Source organism: uncultured Tenacibaculum sp. (assembly GCF_947498805.1).
Taxonomy (GTDB): domain Bacteria; phylum Bacteroidota; class Bacteroidia; order Flavobacteriales; family Flavobacteriaceae; genus Polaribacter.
Map to the genome: position 1 here is coordinate 263,618 of NZ_CANMLT010000002.1, position 18,158 is coordinate 281,775.

Here is an 18,158-nt window from a genome sequence, read left to right on the forward strand (position 1 = left end):
TATCATTTTAAAATGCAGAAAAATATCTCATCTTCTTTTTATTTAAGTTTTTAAATAAAAAAAAGCGGCATACACCGCTTTTTATATTTTGTTATTTGGAACTATCTATATATCTCCACAAAAAACTTGATTCATACATACATAACCTGGAGGTAATGGTGTACATGTATGGCACATCACATAAATCCAACCACCACTTACAGACTTTTGCTCAGTCTTGTTTAACACAGTTCCTAAATTTGAAACATTTTTTAGCATAATAAAAATTTTAAAGTTGCTCAAATTTAATTGCTTATTAGTAAAGTATGGTTTAAAAAACCGTAATAAAAGTAAGGAATTACCATAAAATTAGCTGACGTTACCCTATAGAAAAATAGCATATAACTATAAAAATAGTTTTATTACTATAAATATAGTTATAAATAAAAAATACTACTATATTTGCAGTATGAATGAACTCACAAAAGCAGAAGAGCAAATAATGCAATACGTTTGGAAACTTGAAAAAGCTTTCTTAAAGGATATTGTTGAACAGTTTCCAGAACCAAAACCAGCGTATACTACAATCTCTACCGTGGTACGTGTTTTGGTTAAAAAAGGTTTTTTAAGCTTTAATACATTTGGAAAAGTTAGAGAATACTACCCTGCTATTTCCAAAGAGAAATATTTTAAAAAACACTTTAAAAATGTTATTGGTAATTTTTTTAGTGGCTCTAAGAGTAAGTTTGCCTTGTTTTTCACAGAAAATGAAGATTTTAACTTATCTGAATTAGAGGAAATCAAGCATATTATTGAAGAAAAAATTGAAAATTTAAAGGATCAAGATGAGTAGCTTTTCAACATATTTAATACAAAGTAGTATTGTGTTTTCTATTTTATACCTTCTGTATTGGATACTATATAGCCGTACTACCTTTTATAGGTTAAATAGATATATTTTACTCATCATACCAATATTAGCCATAATAGCTCCTTTTTCTTATGCCTTAGCTCCTAAGATCTCATCATCGGTCATTCTTATACCTGAGTTTAACCATTTTGTTGCTGATGGAAAGGAAATTATAACTCATACATTAGATAAAGTAGATAGTGAATCCTTCAATTTTATCGAGCTATGCTTTTATGCTTATTTAGTTGTAGTAACTATACTATTTATAAGAATGGTTTTATCCATAAAATTAATTTTTGATGTGAAGGACCAATCAATATCTAAAATTGAAGATGGTTTTTGCTTTGTTTACATCAATGAACCTAACACCTTTTCATTTTTTAATTGGATATTCATTTCAAAAGAACAACATACTAAAGACTATACACTTATTATTGAGCACGAAAAAGCACATGCACAATTAAAACATAGTTTAGATGTCTTCTTTTCTGAAGTATATATGCTGTTTTTTTGGTTTAATCCTTTAGTTTATTCCTATAGAAAATCTCTAAAATCTATCCATGAATACCAAGCAGATACATGGGTTTTAAACAAAAAAGTTAAAAAATCGGCATACTTATATGCGTTATTGGAAAATATCACTTTCCAACCCTCAAATAATTTATACAATTATTTCAACCAATCTGTAATCAAAAAGCGAATAGATATGATCACTAAAAATCCAACAAAAAGAATGTACAAGCTCAGTTATTCTTTACTAATTGTATGTGCAATTGCACTATGTTTTGCCTTTACAAAACCTATAAAAGCCAAAGACTTAGTACAGAATCTCAGTTATGGCACTTTACATAGTACACACCCTCCTTTTTTATTTCCTGTAAAGAATAAAAGTAGAAATGATATTAGTAGTGTATATGGTCAGAAAGGTAGATTTTCAAAGAAAACTAGTAAAAAGATACATCAGGGTGTAGATATAAAGGCTCCTACAGGAACCCCTATTATTGCTTCTGCAGATGGAGTAATTATGAAAGCATCTAACCAAAAAGCTTGGGGAAATTTAATTGTAATTAATCATGCTGATGGATACCAAACATGGTATGCACATTTAGACAGTTTTAAGATAAAAGAAAAACAAACTGTAACTAAAGGAGAAGTTATTGGTTATGTAGGAAATACAGGCTTATCTACTGGTCCACATTTACATTTTGAAGTACGTTTAAATGATAAACATTTAGATCCTTTAGATCTTATTGAAGATTAAAAAAATAACTTAATTAGAACCATCTCGAATGAGGTGGTTTTTTTTGACTTAAATTTAGAAATCTACCCTAAAAACAAAGTTTGGAGTAAATCCTTGAGATATATTATCTACTGTATTTATCGATGGGAAAAGAGTATTTGTAGAGCTATCAAAATTAAATAAAACCGAATGATCTCTACTCAATGTATTTCTTCGGTCCAATATATTTAGTAAAGATATTCCCACCTTTCCTTTCCACTTTTTATTATCACTAAAATAAAAACTATAGGTTGAAGAGAAATCAATTCGCTCGTAATTATCTAAACGTTGTGCATTTTTTGAATCAAAGTTAATCTGAAGATTATTATTAATTCCTACTGCATCGGTAAACGGAATTCCGGTTTTATAATTCCAGCCTAAAGAAAAATCGAATTTACCTAGCTTTAAATTATGTGTCCAATTTATGTTGTGCGTAGAGTCAAAATTTCCTGGAAAACCATTCCCATTATTAATACTTTCAAAAACAAACTCATTGTTTTGATACCCATAGCTTAACCAAGAGCTATAATTTCTCCAACTCTTTTTAATTAACAAATCAAATCCGCTAATGTCACTCCTACCACTTGAAAATTCTTCTTGAACGCTATTAAATCCACTAACAAAAGAGGTTAAACCATTAATTGTTTTATTATAATATTCGAAATCGAAAGTCCATCTATTTTCTCTATAGGTAAAACCAAGTGTAAATTGATTACTCTTTAAGATTGGAAAATTTTCATTTGAAAGTAACCACACCTGATTTTCTAAACCAAAATCTGACGTAGTAAACTCCAATAATTGACTAATATTCTGTCGTTTATGCTCAAAAGATGATTTTATAGAAAGTTCATCTGATACAATCGCTTCCCAATACAATCTTGGTGAATAAAACGTTGTATTCGTTTTAGAAAAATGTGTAATTCTATTTCCTAAATTCAAAGAAAACATATCATTTCGGAAGATATACTCTAGAAAAAACGCATGGATATTATCATGCCCATTTTGATCTATAAAGTAATCAAACTGAGGTAAATTAGAATAGGTTCTTCCTAATACATACCCAACTTCATTGTTAACATAATTATATCCTAAATGCAAGCTACTCTTTTCACTTAACTGAGTCTTTAAACTTGTATTAAATCCAATACTTTTTATGGAATTTCTCTTAACAGAAGATTCTGTATATGATCTACCAACTTTAACTTCTCCATTGTAGGTATAATCTAAATCATAATTAGAATAAATAATGTTTGTCTTTTGAGATACTTTACTAGACCACGTTCTCTCCCAATTAAGATTTACTCCATAGTTTTTAATATCTAAAATATCTCTTGTTACAAAATTACCTCTATCGTAATTAAATAAGTAGTCTAATTTATTCTTAGTATGTAATTGATTAATCGATAAAAAGTCTTTCTCAGAAGCTTTATAATTAAATTTTATATTATGATCTATAAAATAAAAAGTATCTTCATTATCTACCAAACTAGATGGGTTCTCTTTATTAGATTCAATAATTGTATTCTGAAATACTTTCTTAGAAATTTTATCAATAGTTGGTGTATTTATAAGATCGGTATAAGAACGTCTAATAGAAAAGTTTACTCCTAAGTCTTTACTTAACGGAATCTTGAAATACGCATCAGCATGCGTTAAGTTTGTTCCAATTCCTCCTGAGACTTTATCAGCAATTTCTGTCCCTGTTTCAATATCAATTACACCAGAGGTATGATTACCATATTGAGCTCCAGAAGCTCCTTTATAAACTTTTACGCTCTCTGTTATATAAGGATTGAATGCTGAAATCATTCCAAAAAAATGTGCCGAATTATAAATCTTAATTCCATCAAAAAGAATCAAATTATGATCTGGCGTTCCTCCTCTAATATGAAGTCCTGATACTGTTTCATTAGGGCTTTGTATACCAGGAATTAATTGTAAGCTTTGTAATACGTCTGGTTCCACAAGACCTGGTAAAATTCCTAATTTTTGAGGTTGAATAACTAGCGCTCCATCCTTTTTCTTATTAATTCCACTGGTTAGATAATTTTCAACCAAAACTTCAGATAACAAAGAACTATTGGTTCGAATTTTAACATCTAAACATCTACCAGCATCTTGAAGTTTTAATACGGAAATTATTCTTGGAGTATAACCTACATATGAAATAACAATCTTGTCACTTAACAAGACATTATTTAATTCGAAATATCCATTTTCATCTGTTATAGAAGCCTTATTTTTTTTCTCATTAACTATGGTCGCACCCTCTAAAATTTCACCGTTTAGAATATCTTTTACAAATCCACAGATATTCACCTTTTCTAAAGCTGTAATAGTATAATAACGCTCTGTTATCTTAGAAAAACTTATATAAGCTTTTCTTTCTAGTTTTTTTATTACAAAACCAATAGAATCAGTTTCATTAATTTTTAATGAAACCTTTTTATTTGATACTATTTTATCTGAAAAAGAAAATTTTACTTGGTGTTTTTTTTCTAACAACAAAAGCACCTCTTTTAAAGGCGCGTTTCTAATATTCTTTTGTTGCGAAAACAATAACGAACTACAAAAGAAAAGAAAAAGTATTCCGAATAGTCTTTTATGCATCTATTACTTTACCAATGAAATTGTTTTTTCATCTGTAAATGTAATATCTATTTTCATAGGAACAAAAACTGTTTTTAGCGCAACATCCAAATTACTATGTGTAAAGCTTCCAGTAAAACGCTGATTTAGATCAACAGATTCTGTGTTTTTTATTTTTATATTGTATTGATTTTCAAGAGATTTAATAACCTCACTTAAAGGGGTGCTTTCAAAAGAACTTTCTCCAGTAATCCATGATTTTGAAGATGAAAAATCAAAATTCCACTGTTCAGATTTTGACGAGTTCATCATCCTATATCCCATTCCTTTGGTTAAAATAATATCATCTTTAGAAGTAGAAACACTTACTTTTCCTTCGTAACAAGTTACCTCAAAATAGGTATCATGATTAATTACATTGAACTGAGTTCCTAACACTTTAACATTACCTTGTGCCGTGTTTACCGTAAAAGTTTGTCCCTTTTCTACTTTAAAAAAGCCTTCACCTTTTAAATTAATATTTCTATTAGTGCTCCAATTATTTTTATTAAACGAAACGGTTGACTTAGAATTTAACATCAATTCTGAATTATCAGGAAGTAAAATAGCTAATTGTTCACCAAAACCAGTTGTATAACTTTTATCTAATGAACTAAAGAAGTAAAAACCACCTAATAATATTGCTATAGAGGCAGCTACAGTATAAATCCATCTCGATTTTAAACTGATTACTTTAGTTTCTTTCTTATTAGATAATTTCGTTTTTACCTTATTAAACAATTCTTGTTCATCAAAGCTTTGAACAGATAGCTCAGAAGATGTTTCTATTATTCTTTTATAAATATTATAATCTTCAGACTTCTTGAACTCCGATAATTCGTCTTGAGTTAACTCATTATTAACCCAACGTGCTAAAAAAGTATCATCGTAGTTATGTTTCATCTTTATCCTTTTTATGACTTAAACAGCCTATTTTAATTTTACCCTACCTATATTTTCCCAATTTTTTCTCGAAGCGTCTTTAAAGCTTGAGACATTCTTTTCTCTACTGCTTTGGTTGATATCCCCAACAGTTCAGCAATCTCTTTGTATTTCTTCTTGTCTATCCTGTTTAACAAGAAAACTTCTCTTTGTTTTTCTGGTAAATCTTGGATAGCCTTTTCCAATTTTACCAAAAATTCCTTCTCTTCTAAAATAAACTCGGGGGATTCGTTTGTAATACTAGGTTTAATTATTTTCTGATGTTTTAAAACCACTTTTTTATGGGCTACATTATTTAAAAACAAATTATTTGCAACAGTAAACAAAAAAGACTTTGCTTTTTCTTCGATTACTTTGCTGCAATTATCCCACAATTTAACAAAAGATTCTTGAACAAAATCTTCTGCTTGATCCATATTTCCACATTTGTAGTACATAAAGTTTCTCAATGATTCTGCGTTCTTTTTGAACACATCTTCAAAAACTTTTGGGTTACATACATTATCGGTTTTTTCCATATGGAGCAAACATACCAAAAAAATAAAAAAGTAGGGTATTTTTTTATGTAGTTGTTTTTAAGCATATAAGCCGCGGTAAAAAATTAAACATTAAAAACAAGAGAACCCTTATGAAAAATTATAAAAATATATTAGCTATAGTTTTCTTAGCTATATCTATTGTGGCTTTTAATGCTTGTAGTAAAGATCAAGTTATAGTTCCAGCATCTTCTACAGGTAATACAAACTCTGGCGGAGGTGGTACTTCTTCAGGAAACACAGGAAGTACTGGTCAGGAAGTTGGACAAAATGGAGAAATTACTTTATACAAAGTAAATGGTGATAATATTGAAAAAATTAAAGACTACAAAGTTACTGGTGTAGATTTAGAATATCAAAAAGATGTTGCCAAGCATAATCAAATTTGGGATTTAGTTAAAAAAGTTGTTCCTAAAAACCAAAGAGATAAAATGGGACAGTTCGTAATTTATAGCGGACAAAAAGCCGGAAGTGCTGGTTTTGTAGCTGAGATTAAATCTGATTTATCTAGTTGGATAATGGGAATAGCTATTGACTCTGCTTTCGATGGTGGTTTTAATGCAGGAGGTGAATTAGTCTACACTATTATTCATGAGTTTGGACATATTTTGACTTTAGAAAAATCTCAAGTTGATTCTTCTATTACCCAAGAAAACTGTACTAATTACTTCCCTGGAGAAGGTTGTGCTCAGGAGAACTCATATATTAATGAGTTGCATAATAAGTATTGGAAAGACATTTGGTCTGAATATAAAGCAGCCCAAGCAGACCAAAACGCTCAGCAAAGTTTTTATGATAAGTATAAGGATAGATATGTAACTCAATATGCATCTACAAACCCTGGAGAAGATATAGCAGAAGTATTTGCTACATTTGTTACTAGAAAAGAGAAACCTAGCGGAAATACTATTGCCGAAAAGAAGATACTATTAATGTATAACAGATCTGAATTAATTGAATTTAGAGATCATATTAGAAAGAACCTTAAGTTAAGAGGTAAAGGGAACAGTGTAGCATTTAAATTACCAGAACCAGGTAAATGGAAACAAGCAAATACATTTGGAAACCCTTTTAAAACTAAATGTAGAAGACACTAAAATATTTATAAGCATTACTAAGAAGAATATACCCCACTCTCATCCCTTCAATATTCCTTAGTAATGCTCTTTTAAAGAAAGTAAATTATGATGAAATATAAATCTATCATTTTCATTCTTGCATTAGTATTATCTAGTTGTAGCACTCATAAAGAAGCTAAAAGTAACATTCTACTTTATTATGGTAAGACTAGATGTTTAGGTAAATGTCCTGTTTTTGATATGTATGTTCATGAAAATGGAACCATCTATTACGAAGGGTTTGAAAATGTAAATGTAATAGGTAAAAAAGAGCTAAAACTTAGCGCTAACGAATTAAAATTTTTAAAAGGAGAATTAAATAAATTAAACTTTTCTGTGAAGGACAAACTTAAAAGAGATATTCCTAATACTATATTAAAGTATAAAGGGAAAGAGATGGTTCTTCAAGATAGAAACAAATTAAAAGAATTGCTTGATTTCCTTGAAAAAGTAAACCCATAATTTTATTTTAAGTTTTAATGAAAAAGCCTTGTTATCGCAAGGCTTTTTTTATGCAAACAAGCTATTTTTGTTTCTAATTATAAATATATATGAATTTAGAAATAATTTATGAGGATGATTTTATTATTGGTGTATCAAAACCCAATAATATGTTAGTACATCATTCAGATTATTCTAAAAATGTTTCTGAAGAAGCTTCTTTAATTCAATTATTATATAGTCAAATAGGACACAAACTTTATCCTTTACATAGACTAGATCGAAAAACTTCTGGTATAATTTTACTTTCTAAAGCTCCAGAATTTGTTGCTGAGTTTCAACAACTGTTTTACAATAGTAAAATTGAAAAAATATATTATGGTCTTGTGAGAGGATATAGTCCTCAAGAACTTTTAATAAACACACCAGTAAAAGGAAGAGATAGTAATGTATATAAAGATGCTGAGACACATTTGGAAACTAAGGAATCTATAGAGATAAACATACCTGTTACTCCATACAATACAGCTCGCTACAGCATTGTTAAACTAACTCCAAAGACAGGAAGGTTGCACCAGTTAAGAATTCATATGAATAAAATTAGCTTTCCTCTTATTGGGGATCCTAAATATGGTGATAACAATCATAATCATATGTTTAAAGAAAAGTTCGATTGTAATAACCTATTCTTACACGCTTATTCACTAGAATTTACACACCCATATACCAATAAACAAGTCATTTTAAAAACTCCATTTCCAAATCATTGGATAAAAATAAAAGAAGCTTTTAAATGGGATATATCTATAAAATAAAAAGGGAAGTCAAATTGACTTCCCTTTTTATTTATAATCGTTTGAAAACTTATATCTCCTTAAAAATTGCGTGCATCATACGCTTTTTGTCGTTGATACTTTCTTCTAATGAAATCATAGTTTCAGTTCTACTTACTCCATGAATTTCATCTATTGCATAAATAATTTCTTTAGCATGAGCAGTGTTTTTCGCTCTTACTTTACAGAAAATATTATACTTTCCGGCTGTTACATATGCTACAGTTACATTTGGAATCAAACGCAAGTTATCAAGAACATGTTGCGTCATAGAGGTTTTCTCTAAAAAAACTCCAACATGAGCAATGAAAGAATATCCCATTTTTTCATAATTAAGAGTCAAAGTAGACCCTTGAATTATTCCTTCATCTTCCATTTTCTTAACACGAACATGAATTGTCCCAGCAGATACCAATAACTTCTTTGCTATATCGGTAAATGGTGTGCGTGCGTTTTCAATCAGAATGTCTAAAATTTGATGATCAATCTCATCTAATACAAACTTTTTCATTTTTTGTTTTCTTCAAGTATTATTGCTAATGTATGATTTTTTTGTAAGATAAAAAGAACTTTGTTGTTAAAAATTCAATAATTAATCCTATTTATTAAATTCTTTATGGGAATTAAAATTAGATAAATCCCCTTTTTCAACCTCTTTTAAAATCAGTGCAAAGGTACCATTTTCTACTTTTTCCTCATACATAAATGCTATTTCTTTTTCTTTATTTTCATTCCTATGAATTACGTCATAGAAGTTCTTGATATTGTTTGGTATAGCAAAATACTCTTCATATTTATCAAACTTTTTTTCAATTGAAATATGAAATAAACCTTGTATAAGGGCATAGAAATTAAATTTTCTTACCTCTTCCCTATCGTAATCTTCTTTATAATGTCCAGCTTCTATTAAGATTGTATTGTGTCCTAATTTTTGAAAATTATCTCCAGTTGCAGTAGGATAAAATTCATCAGTATATCTTCCAATATGATTTGGAATAATTTCTTGTAACAAACTATTCATTGCTACAATTACATTCATTGTTTGAATTCTACCCGTTGTTAACTTTCTCGTTTCTTCTTCAGAAGGAGCTAAAAATGAAATACTAGCTGGATTTTTTGTTCCTTCTACTCCAAATATGGTTCGTTGGTCATGAAGATTAAAGCAAAAATGTGGATTAAAATCATCTAGAACTTTTCGAAGTAGTTTACTCTCAACTGCCTTTAAATCGACAGCATCTCTATTTAGATCAATATTATCTGCATTAACACGTGTATATACCTCTGCTCCATCTGGATTTAACAATGGAATAATTTGTATTGTACAATGTGCTAATATCGATTTTACAACCTCTGATTCTTTAAATTTTATCAAATAGTTTAATAAATCAAATACTGCTTTTGTACCAGTGCTTTCATTACCATGCATTTGACTCCAAATTAAGATTCTCTTAGCACCGGTACCTAAACTAAACTTATATATAGGTCTGTTTTGCTCAGATTTACCAATTTGTTCAGTTTGAAATACTGCTTTATGCTTTTCAATTAAAGGAGAAACATTCTCAATGGTTATCCATCTACCGGAAAGCTCATTCTCTTTAATAGATAGATAACTTTCTTCTAAAGATTTTAACGTTAGCTCCATAGTTATAGTGCAAACCAGTTTGCTACAAGACTTTTTTCTACAGGTGTTGCAGAAACATGAGTATAATCATTCTTAATCATATCATATCTATAATCTTTTGACCACTCTTCTATATTTGCATGTAATTCTTTTAGAGAAGCACAGATATAGGCTACTTCATCAGATGTGATTGTTGGATGTATGGATAAACGCACCCATCCAGGTTTTTCTGTATTACAACCTTCTAAAATCTGACTTTCAATTGCTTTTGATGTTTTTTTATCAACATTTAAAAGAAAATGTCCATAGGTTCCAGCACAAGAACATCCACCTCTGGTTTGAATTCCAAAACGGTCGTTTAATAATTTTACTACTAAATTGAAATGATACCTCTCAAAATAAAAAGAGAAAATACTTAATCTATTTTTATGTTGAGGAGCTAAAATATGAACTCCTTCTAAGCTTTCTAAAGTTTCAAATAATACAGGATTGATCTCATCTTCTCTTTTCTTAATGTTATCCGTTCCCATTTGATCCTTTAACTGAATGCATAGCGCTATTTTAATAGTTTGTAAAAAAGCCGGAGTACCTCCATCTTCTCTTGTTTCTACATCGTCAAAATAATCATGATCTCCCCAAGGGTTTGTATAACTAACAGTTCCTCCACCTGGATTATCTGGAACCATATTCTTATAAAGTTTCTTATTAAATATCAATACTCCAGAAGTTGCTGGTCCTCCTAAAAATTTATGTGGAGAAAAGAAAATAGCATCCAAATACTCATCTTCATTTTCTGGATGCATATCAATATCTACATAAGGTGCAGAGCAAGCAAAATCAACAAAACACAATCCTCCATATTTATGAATTAAAGCAGCTACTTTATGATAATCTGTTTTAATACCTGTTACATTCGATCCGGCAATGATTGAAGCAATCTTTATAGGTCTATCCTTGTACTTTTCAATTGTTTCTTCAAACTTATGTAAACAAACTAAACCTGCATCGTTACATGGTACAACTGCAACATCAGCAATAGTTTCTAACCAAGAAGTTTGATTTGAGTGATGTTCCATATGAGATACAAAAACTATAGGCTTTAGTTCTTCTGGAACATTCGTATGATCTTTTAAGCTTTCTGTTACTTTAAGTCCTAAAATTCGTTGGAATTTATTTACAACACCAGTCATACCAGAACCTTCTGTTATAAGTACATCATCTTTTGATGCATTTACATGTTGTTTGATAATATTTCTTGCTTCATGATACGCCAATGTCATAGAAGCACCAGTAGTTGATGTTTCTGTATGTGTGTTGGCCACAAAGGGACCAAATTCATTTATTAACTTCTCCTCTATTGGGCGATATAATCTTCCACTTGCTGTCCAATCAGCATAAATAATTTTCTGCTCTCCATATGGAGATTGGAATGATTGATCTATACCTATAATATTGTTTCTAAACTGCTGAAAATATTGCTCTAAATTCATCTGCTAATAGTTGTTTGAAATACGAATTTCAGTAAAATAATTGAATTGAAAAATACTTTGTTGGATATTTAACAATCCTAGTAAATTTGTATGGTTATAAAAAATCCCGCAAACTTGCGGGATTTCTTTTATTTAATAATTTCTTCTATTTCTTTTATAAACCTCTGAGCCAAATCATCTGCTTTGTCTTGTGAAGTAGCTTCGGTATAAATTCTAATAATTGGTTCTGTATTTGATTTTCTTAAATGCACCCATTCATCAGCAAAATCAATTTTTACACCATCAATCGTATTTACCTCTTCATCCTTATATTTTTTAGCCATGGTAGCTAAAATCTTATCTACATCAATTTTTGGTGTTAATTGAATTTTATTTTTACTCATAAAGTAACTAGGATAACTATCACGTAATTCTTTACAAGACATTTTTTTGTGTGCTAAGTGCGATAAAAATAACGCAACACCTACTAAAGAATCTCTTCCGTAATGAGAATCTGGGTAAATAATACCACCGTTCCCTTCTCCTCCAATAACAGTATCTGTAGCCTTCATCATCTTTACCACATTCACCTCTCCTACTGCACTTGCAGTATAGGTTCCTCCGTGTTTTTCTGTAACATCTCTTAAAGCTCTTGAAGATGATAAATTAGAAACAGTATTTCCTCCTCCTAACTTACCTAAAACATAATCTGCACAAGCTACTAAAGTATATTCTTCTCCAAACATAGAACCATCTTCTGAGATTAAGGCTAATCTGTCTACATCTGGATCAACTACAATACCTAAATCAGCTTTCTTTTTAACCACCAATTCAGAAATATCCGTTAGATGCTCTTTTAATGGTTCTGGATTATGAGGAAAATGACCATTAGGCTCACAATACAGCTCTACACATTTTACTCCTAGTTCTTTTAAAAGCATTGGTATAGCAATACCTCCTGTAGAATTAACCCCATCTACCACTACTTTAAACTTAGCTTTCTTAATGGCTTTTTTATCTACTAAATCAAGCTTTAATACTTCTTTAATATGTTTCTTTATATAATTTTTCTTCTTTTTATAAGAACCTAAATCATCTACTTCTGCAAAATTTAAAGCATCACTTTCAGCTAATTCTAAAACTTCCGCACCATCTTCTCCATCTATAAACTCACCTTTTTCATTCAAAAGTTTTAAAGCATTCCATTGTTTTGGGTTATGAGAAGCTGTTAAAATTATTCCTCCATCAGCTTTTTCAATTGGTACAGCAACTTCAACCGTTGGTGTTGTAGACAACCCTAAATCTAGCACATCAATACCTAGCCCTATTAAAGTATTAGAAACTAGGCTACTAATCATTTTACCAGAAATACGAGCATCTCTACCAATGATTATCTTTATTTTTTCTTTTTCTGAGTTTTTATTCTTTATAAAAGTACCATAGGCAGCAGCAAATTTTACTGCATCAATCGGAGTTAAATTATCTCCAATACTACCCCCAATTGTTCCCCTAATTCCGGATATAGATTTGATTAATGTCATATTAATTTTTTCAGTTTTTACAAAGATAAAACTTCTTACAAATTAAGAATAACAAAAACTTATATTTGCCTAAAAATTAAAAATGATATGGAAAATACTTTAACCCAAGAACAATTGGTTTGTTCTTTTTGTAAGATTGAAATTGAAAAAGATGTTGTTTATTGTCCCAATTGTGGGCATCCAGAAAACGGAACTGATAAAGAAAGAGCCCAATTCTTTGCTAAAAGGGCAATGCAGAAAAACAAAAATATTGATGCCGGCCAAAAAATAAAATCTGCTAGAAACACCTTATTTGTATTAAGCAGTCTGGTAATTGTATTTGGCTTTGTGATGTATTCATCTAGTGGTAGTACAATTGAACTAGCAATGAACTTTTTTGTCGCTTTTATCTATTTAGCACTTGCATTTTGGTCTGAGAAAAAGCCTTTCATAGCCTTACTAGTTGGTTTATTACTTTATATAACTTTAATAGCTGTATCTGCTATCATTGAACCGTTGAGTCTTGTAAAAGGTTTCATTTGGAAGATTATCATTATTTCTTATTTAGGAAAAGGCTTGTATTCTGCAAATGAATTAAGAAAAACAACAACAGGTGATACAGTGCAATAATTGTAAGAAAAACTATTCATCTAAGGTAAACTTCTGTGCTGTTTGTGGTAAAGAAATTATGCATTCTAAAAAGTCATCACAGACATTAGATTACATCATTGCTTTTTATGTCTCTATAATCGTTTACCTAGGTGTTTCATTCTATGTTTTTGATTCATACCCCAACAATTTGTGGGTTGAAATTATAATGGAAAGTATGTTTGCGTTATTAGTACTAGCTTTTTCTTTTTTTGATTATAAAGAAATAGTCAAACTATATAGTGTTCCAAAGCTTGATCACTGGATTGTGTTATTTATTTTATTCTCTTTTATAAATGCATTCCTGGTTCATTATTTTGTAGATTATGTCAACCAATTAATAGCAACAGATACGTTGTTTACTATTAATTATTATGAAGAGTACACCTATATAGAAAACCCTTTTTTGTGGTCTTTTATATTCATGGCTGTATTACCTCCAATTTTTGAAGAACTAGCTTTTAGAGGAGCTTTATTTAATGCGCTAAGTAAGAGTACTAGTATAAAAGTAACTATTGTAACTACCTCTTTTTTGTTCGCTTTAGTTCATTTATCGGTATTATCTATTATTTGGATCTTCCCTTTCGGAATACTCCTTGGTTATTTAAGATGGAAATACAACTCTTTATGGATACCTATGATTATTCATTTTATTCATAATTTCACAATATTATTAATTGATTATTACGCATATATTCCTGTTGAATAAAATATAAAAACCGCTATACGTGTATAGCGGTTTTTTTTAGGTAGTTTTTTAATAATAACTTGGTTATATATCTAAATCTTTATATACTTTTTTCCTTGTTATTTTCCCTTTTGAGTTTTCTAGTTTTATAATATTTAAACCATTTGATAAATGATTGATAACTCCATCATTATTTATATCATTTGAATTGAGTTCTTTCCGTTCAAATTCACCTGAAAAACTACGTCCAAATCGTGCAATTACACCCTTAGTGTATTCACTTTGATTAGGTATGTTACAGTTTACTGTTTTTGAAGTAGATATCTGTATAATTTTAACTGCTGTATAAAATGGATGACCATCAGGGGTTTCATATTTTGAATAAAATCTTTCTCTATTTAATTGTGTATTAACACAAGGGACGAATTCGTAGTCGAATCCTTTTTGAAAAGAAACATTATTCGATTTATTCATTACTGAAGCACCTAAATAATCCACTTCATAATTTCCTTTGTAAGGATAATATAAACTTTCAATAGTATTCAATGTATTTCTCAATACAGCACTACTACCCAACATATTTCGCATCCGTTGAACTTGCCCTTCTGAGAAGTAGGCATTTTCTAAAGACCTACAAGGTAATGTATTTGAACTCATGAAATTATTAGCCGGAACTTTTGTCACGCCAGCTCCACATTTATTATTCTTGTTTTTTCCAATATATGTGCTACAATCAGAAGCTACTTCATCCTTATCAAAAGGAACCGATGCTAAAGTATCATCTACTCCATCATTTCTTATAACCGTTTCACATATAGCAGAATCCCAATTATGATGTGTGTGCTGCAATGAAAAGTTATGACCTATTTCATGAACTAAACTAGAAGTTAACAAATAATCATCATCCATTATAGTTGTTATTCCTACTCTAGTAGCTGCACCAGACAAACTTTTTTCATCTCTAGGGTGCAATGCTATATCTTTAACTACAAATACATTTAAACTGTTAGTATCAAATACACTTTTCTCTTTCGAGTGCGTTATTAAATGCTGAAAAGTATTTGTACCTCCTAGATAAACCTTTAAAAAGTCTTTATTAAAAAGATAATCAAACCCTTTTAGCTTAAAATATATTCGATGTTGGTTGAATGTTTCATTAAGTAATGCTACGGCATCTAAAATATGTTCTTCATTAATTTTATATTCAGTTTTATACTTCTCTTCAAGAATATGAAAATAGATATTTATTACAATATTTTCATTAGCCCTAAAGGAAGAGTCTCTTGCATTGTAGGCTTCTAATTTTACATCATTGTGCGAATTCCTAATGCATTGTAAAGGAACTATTTTATGTTCCTCAAGATAACTCTCAACTTCACTTAAGCCAATTTTTTGACTAGTAATAAGATTATTTAAGTTTGTTTGTGAAATTGTAACATGTGTGATAAGGGAAAAAAACAAGGCTATGAGCGTTGTTGTTTCTTTCATTTTAGATTAAGTTAAAAATTAAGCTATAGACACATAATTCTCAATCTAATTTCTGTGGAACGCCTGGGGGACTTCTAAACAAAAATTACATTAAAATTAATTTACATCGATGTTGTTTTTCGACAAACACATCGTATTATCAATTGAATTTCAAATCGTTGCAACGTTTAAATATACTAATTTTCAACTATGTTTAAAAAACGTTCATCGAAAAAAACGACATAAAAAAAACCGCTACATAATTGCAGCGGTTTAAAATTTATAATGTTTGGAAAATTATTTTCCTTCCATTTTTCTTTTTAATTCAGCTAATCCACCGATATCTCCTAAAGTAGTTTTTTCTACTTCTTGAGCTTTCTTAGCAGCAGCTTGTACATTTCTCTTTTCTTCTTCTTTGAAGATAGAAGTATGAGAAACAACGATTCTACGGTATTCTTTGCTAAACTCTGTTACAACGAATTGTACAGTATCTCCTTTAGCTAATTTACCACCGTCTTCTTTTTCTAAGAAACGAGTTGGTGCGAAAGCTTCTACTCCATCAGCAAAAGCAACAGTTGCTCCTTTATCGTTCTTTTCTTTAATAGTACCTTCGTGAGTTGATCCGATAGCATAAGTAGCTTCATGAGCATCCCAAGGATTATCTTGAGTTTGCTTGTGACCTAAATTTAACTTACGGTTTTCAACATCTAATTCTAATACTTGAACTTCTAACTTATCACCTACAGTTACAAAATCTGATGGGTGCTTAATTTTCTTAGTCCAAGATAAATCAGAAATATAAACTAATCCGTCGATACCTTCTTCTAACTCTACGAATACACCAAAGTTAGTGTAGTTACGTACAGTACCTTCGTGCTTAGAACCTACTGGGTATTTAGTAGTAATATCAGTCCATGGATCTGGGTGTAATTGCTTCATACCTAAAGACATCTTACGCTCTTCGCGGTCTAATGTTAAGATTTGAGCTTCTACTTCGTCTCCTACTTTTACGAAATCTTGAGCAGAACGTAAGTGAGTAGACCAAGACATTTCAGATACGTGGATTAATCCTTCAACACCTTCAGCAACTTCTACAAATGCACCGTAATCAGCTAAAACAACTACTTTACCTTTTACGTTATCTCCAACTTTTAAGTCTGAACTTAACGCTTCCCATGGGTGAGCAGATAATTGCTTTAATCCTAATTGGATTCTTGACTTGTTATCATCAAAGTCTAAGATTACAACATTTAATTTTTGATCTAATTCAACAACTTCGTTCGGGTGGTTGATACGAGACCAAGATAAATCAGTAATGTGAATTAATCCGTCAACACCTCCTAAGTCAACAAATACACCATAAGAAGTTACATTTTTAACAACTCCTTCTAATACTTGTCCTTTTTCTAATTGACCGATGATTTCACGTTTTTGATCTTCTAAATCAGCTTCGATTAATGCTTTGTGAGATACAACTACGTTCTTAAATTCGTGGTTAATCTTAACAACCTTGAATTCCATAGTCTTCTCAACATATTGATCGTAATCACGGATAGGCTTCACATCAATTTGAGAACCTGGTAAGAATGCTTCAATACCAAATACATCAACGATCATACCTCCACGAGTTCTACACTTAACAAAACCGTTAACGATTTCTCCAGTTTCGTGAGCGTTGTTAACACGATCCCAAGCTTTGATTACACGTGCTTTTTTGTGAGATAATACTAATTGACCAGTGCTATCTTCTCTCTTGTCAACTAATACCTCTACAGTATCTCCAACAGCTAAGTTAGGGTTGTAACGGAATTCGTTTAAAGAAATAACTCCTTCTGACTTAGAGTTGATATCGATAATCGCATCTCTATCAGTAATTCTTGTTACTAAACCTTCGATAACATCACGCTCGTTTACGAAACCTACAGTTCCTTCTAAAGCTTTTTCGAATTCTTTTAATTTAGCCTCATCAACTTCATCAATACCTTCTTCGTATTTGTGCCAATTAAATGTTGCTAAAAATTCTGCTGGATTTACAGCTTCTGCTGTGTTTTTTGTTTCTTCAGACATGTCTGAAAATAA

At 30.3% G+C, this 18,158-nt stretch carries 17 protein-coding genes; 7 read left to right on the top strand and 10 right to left on the bottom strand.

Annotated features, from left to right (window positions below; genetic code table 11):
* Window positions 1-105: 105 nt before the first annotated feature.
* Entirely contained in the window at window positions 106-258 is a 153-nt protein-coding gene (locus Q0873_RS04220) for a hypothetical protein (protein WP_299104579.1), read from the bottom strand.
* A gap of 190 nt (window positions 259-448) precedes the next feature.
* On the opposite strand from Q0873_RS04220, the gene Q0873_RS04225 reads away from it, so the two are divergent.
* Window positions 449-832, top strand: coding sequence for a BlaI/MecI/CopY family transcriptional regulator (locus Q0873_RS04225; RefSeq protein ID WP_299104580.1), 384 nt, complete (start codon window positions 449-451; stop codon window positions 830-832).
* The gene (locus Q0873_RS04230) at window positions 825-2,150 is read left to right on the top strand and encodes a peptidoglycan DD-metalloendopeptidase family protein (protein ID WP_299104581.1); all 1,326 of its coding nucleotides are present in this window, start codon (window positions 825-827) and stop codon (window positions 2,148-2,150) included. The genes Q0873_RS04225 and Q0873_RS04230 overlap by 8 nt, the downstream gene beginning before the upstream one ends.
* A gap of 54 nt (window positions 2,151-2,204) precedes the next feature.
* Here Q0873_RS04230 and Q0873_RS04235 read toward each other — a convergent pair whose 3' ends face one another.
* The 3 genes from Q0873_RS04235 to Q0873_RS04245 are packed head-to-tail and all read right to left on the bottom strand — an operon-like array spanning window position 2,205 to window position 6,256.
* Window positions 2,205-4,778, bottom strand: coding sequence for a TonB-dependent receptor (locus Q0873_RS04235; protein WP_299104582.1), 2,574 nt, complete (start codon window positions 4,776-4,778; stop codon window positions 2,205-2,207).
* Window positions 4,779-4,781: 3 nt separating this feature from the next.
* Window positions 4,782-5,699, bottom strand: coding sequence for a FecR family protein (locus tag Q0873_RS04240; protein WP_299104583.1), 918 nt, complete (start codon window positions 5,697-5,699; stop codon window positions 4,782-4,784).
* A 47-nt stretch (window positions 5,700-5,746) separates the two neighbouring features.
* Window positions 5,747-6,256 carry a sigma-70 family RNA polymerase sigma factor gene (locus Q0873_RS04245; protein WP_299104584.1) on the bottom strand — a complete coding sequence of 170 codons (510 nt, stop codon included), beginning with the start codon at window positions 6,254-6,256 and terminating at the stop codon, window positions 5,747-5,749.
* Between the two features lie 110 nt (window positions 6,257-6,366).
* On the opposite strand from Q0873_RS04245, the gene Q0873_RS04250 reads away from it, so the two are divergent.
* From Q0873_RS04250 to Q0873_RS04260, 3 genes are all read left to right on the top strand, one after another.
* The gene (locus tag Q0873_RS04250) at window positions 6,367-7,371 is read left to right on the top strand and encodes a putative zinc-binding metallopeptidase (protein WP_299104585.1); all 1,005 of its coding nucleotides are present in this window, start codon (window positions 6,367-6,369) and stop codon (window positions 7,369-7,371) included.
* An 87-nt stretch (window positions 7,372-7,458) separates the two neighbouring features.
* The gene (locus tag Q0873_RS04255; protein WP_299104586.1) at window positions 7,459-7,854 is read left to right on the top strand and encodes a DUF6438 domain-containing protein; all 396 of its coding nucleotides are present in this window, start codon (window positions 7,459-7,461) and stop codon (window positions 7,852-7,854) included.
* 89 nt (window positions 7,855-7,943) lie between these two features.
* Entirely contained in the window at window positions 7,944-8,648 is a 705-nt protein-coding gene (locus Q0873_RS04260) for a pseudouridine synthase (RefSeq protein ID WP_299104587.1), read from the top strand.
* A gap of 49 nt (window positions 8,649-8,697) precedes the next feature.
* Here Q0873_RS04260 and Q0873_RS04265 read toward each other — a convergent pair whose 3' ends face one another.
* From Q0873_RS04265 to glmM, 4 genes are all read right to left on the bottom strand, one after another.
* The gene (locus Q0873_RS04265) at window positions 8,698-9,177 is read right to left on the bottom strand and encodes a winged helix-turn-helix transcriptional regulator (protein ID WP_299104588.1); all 480 of its coding nucleotides are present in this window, start codon (window positions 9,175-9,177) and stop codon (window positions 8,698-8,700) included.
* Window positions 9,178-9,264: 87 nt separating this feature from the next.
* Complete coding sequence (locus tag Q0873_RS04270) at window positions 9,265-10,308, bottom strand: M14 family zinc carboxypeptidase (RefSeq protein WP_299104589.1); 1,044 nt, start codon at window positions 10,306-10,308, stop codon at window positions 9,265-9,267.
* Window positions 10,309-10,310: 2 nt separating this feature from the next.
* Window positions 10,311-11,777, bottom strand: a complete 1,467-nt coding sequence (locus tag Q0873_RS04275; protein WP_299104590.1) for an aminotransferase class V-fold PLP-dependent enzyme — start codon at window positions 11,775-11,777, stop codon at window positions 10,311-10,313.
* 128 nt (window positions 11,778-11,905) lie between these two features.
* Window positions 11,906-13,297: a phosphoglucosamine mutase gene (gene glmM / locus Q0873_RS04280; RefSeq protein ID WP_299104591.1), complete on the bottom strand. Its 1,392-nt coding sequence runs from the start codon at window positions 13,295-13,297 to the stop codon at window positions 11,906-11,908.
* 87 nt (window positions 13,298-13,384) lie between these two features.
* Between glmM and Q0873_RS04285 the strand changes: the two genes are divergently transcribed.
* Both Q0873_RS04285 and Q0873_RS04290 read left to right on the top strand, forming a co-directional pair.
* Window positions 13,385-13,906: a hypothetical protein gene (locus Q0873_RS04285; RefSeq protein WP_299104592.1), complete on the top strand. Its 522-nt coding sequence runs from the start codon at window positions 13,385-13,387 to the stop codon at window positions 13,904-13,906.
* A gap of 196 nt (window positions 13,907-14,102) precedes the next feature.
* Window positions 14,103-14,633, top strand: a complete 531-nt coding sequence (locus Q0873_RS04290) for a CPBP family intramembrane glutamic endopeptidase (protein WP_299104593.1) — start codon at window positions 14,103-14,105, stop codon at window positions 14,631-14,633.
* 63 nt (window positions 14,634-14,696) lie between these two features.
* On the opposite strand, the gene Q0873_RS04295 is transcribed toward Q0873_RS04290, so the two are convergent.
* Both Q0873_RS04295 and rpsA read right to left on the bottom strand, forming a co-directional pair.
* The gene (locus tag Q0873_RS04295; RefSeq protein WP_299104594.1) at window positions 14,697-16,100 is read right to left on the bottom strand and encodes a M43 family zinc metalloprotease; all 1,404 of its coding nucleotides are present in this window, start codon (window positions 16,098-16,100) and stop codon (window positions 14,697-14,699) included.
* A gap of 276 nt (window positions 16,101-16,376) precedes the next feature.
* The gene (gene rpsA / locus Q0873_RS04300; RefSeq protein WP_299104595.1) at window positions 16,377-18,146 is read right to left on the bottom strand and encodes a 30S ribosomal protein S1; all 1,770 of its coding nucleotides are present in this window, start codon (window positions 18,144-18,146) and stop codon (window positions 16,377-16,379) included.
* Window positions 18,147-18,158: the final 12 nt, after the last annotated feature.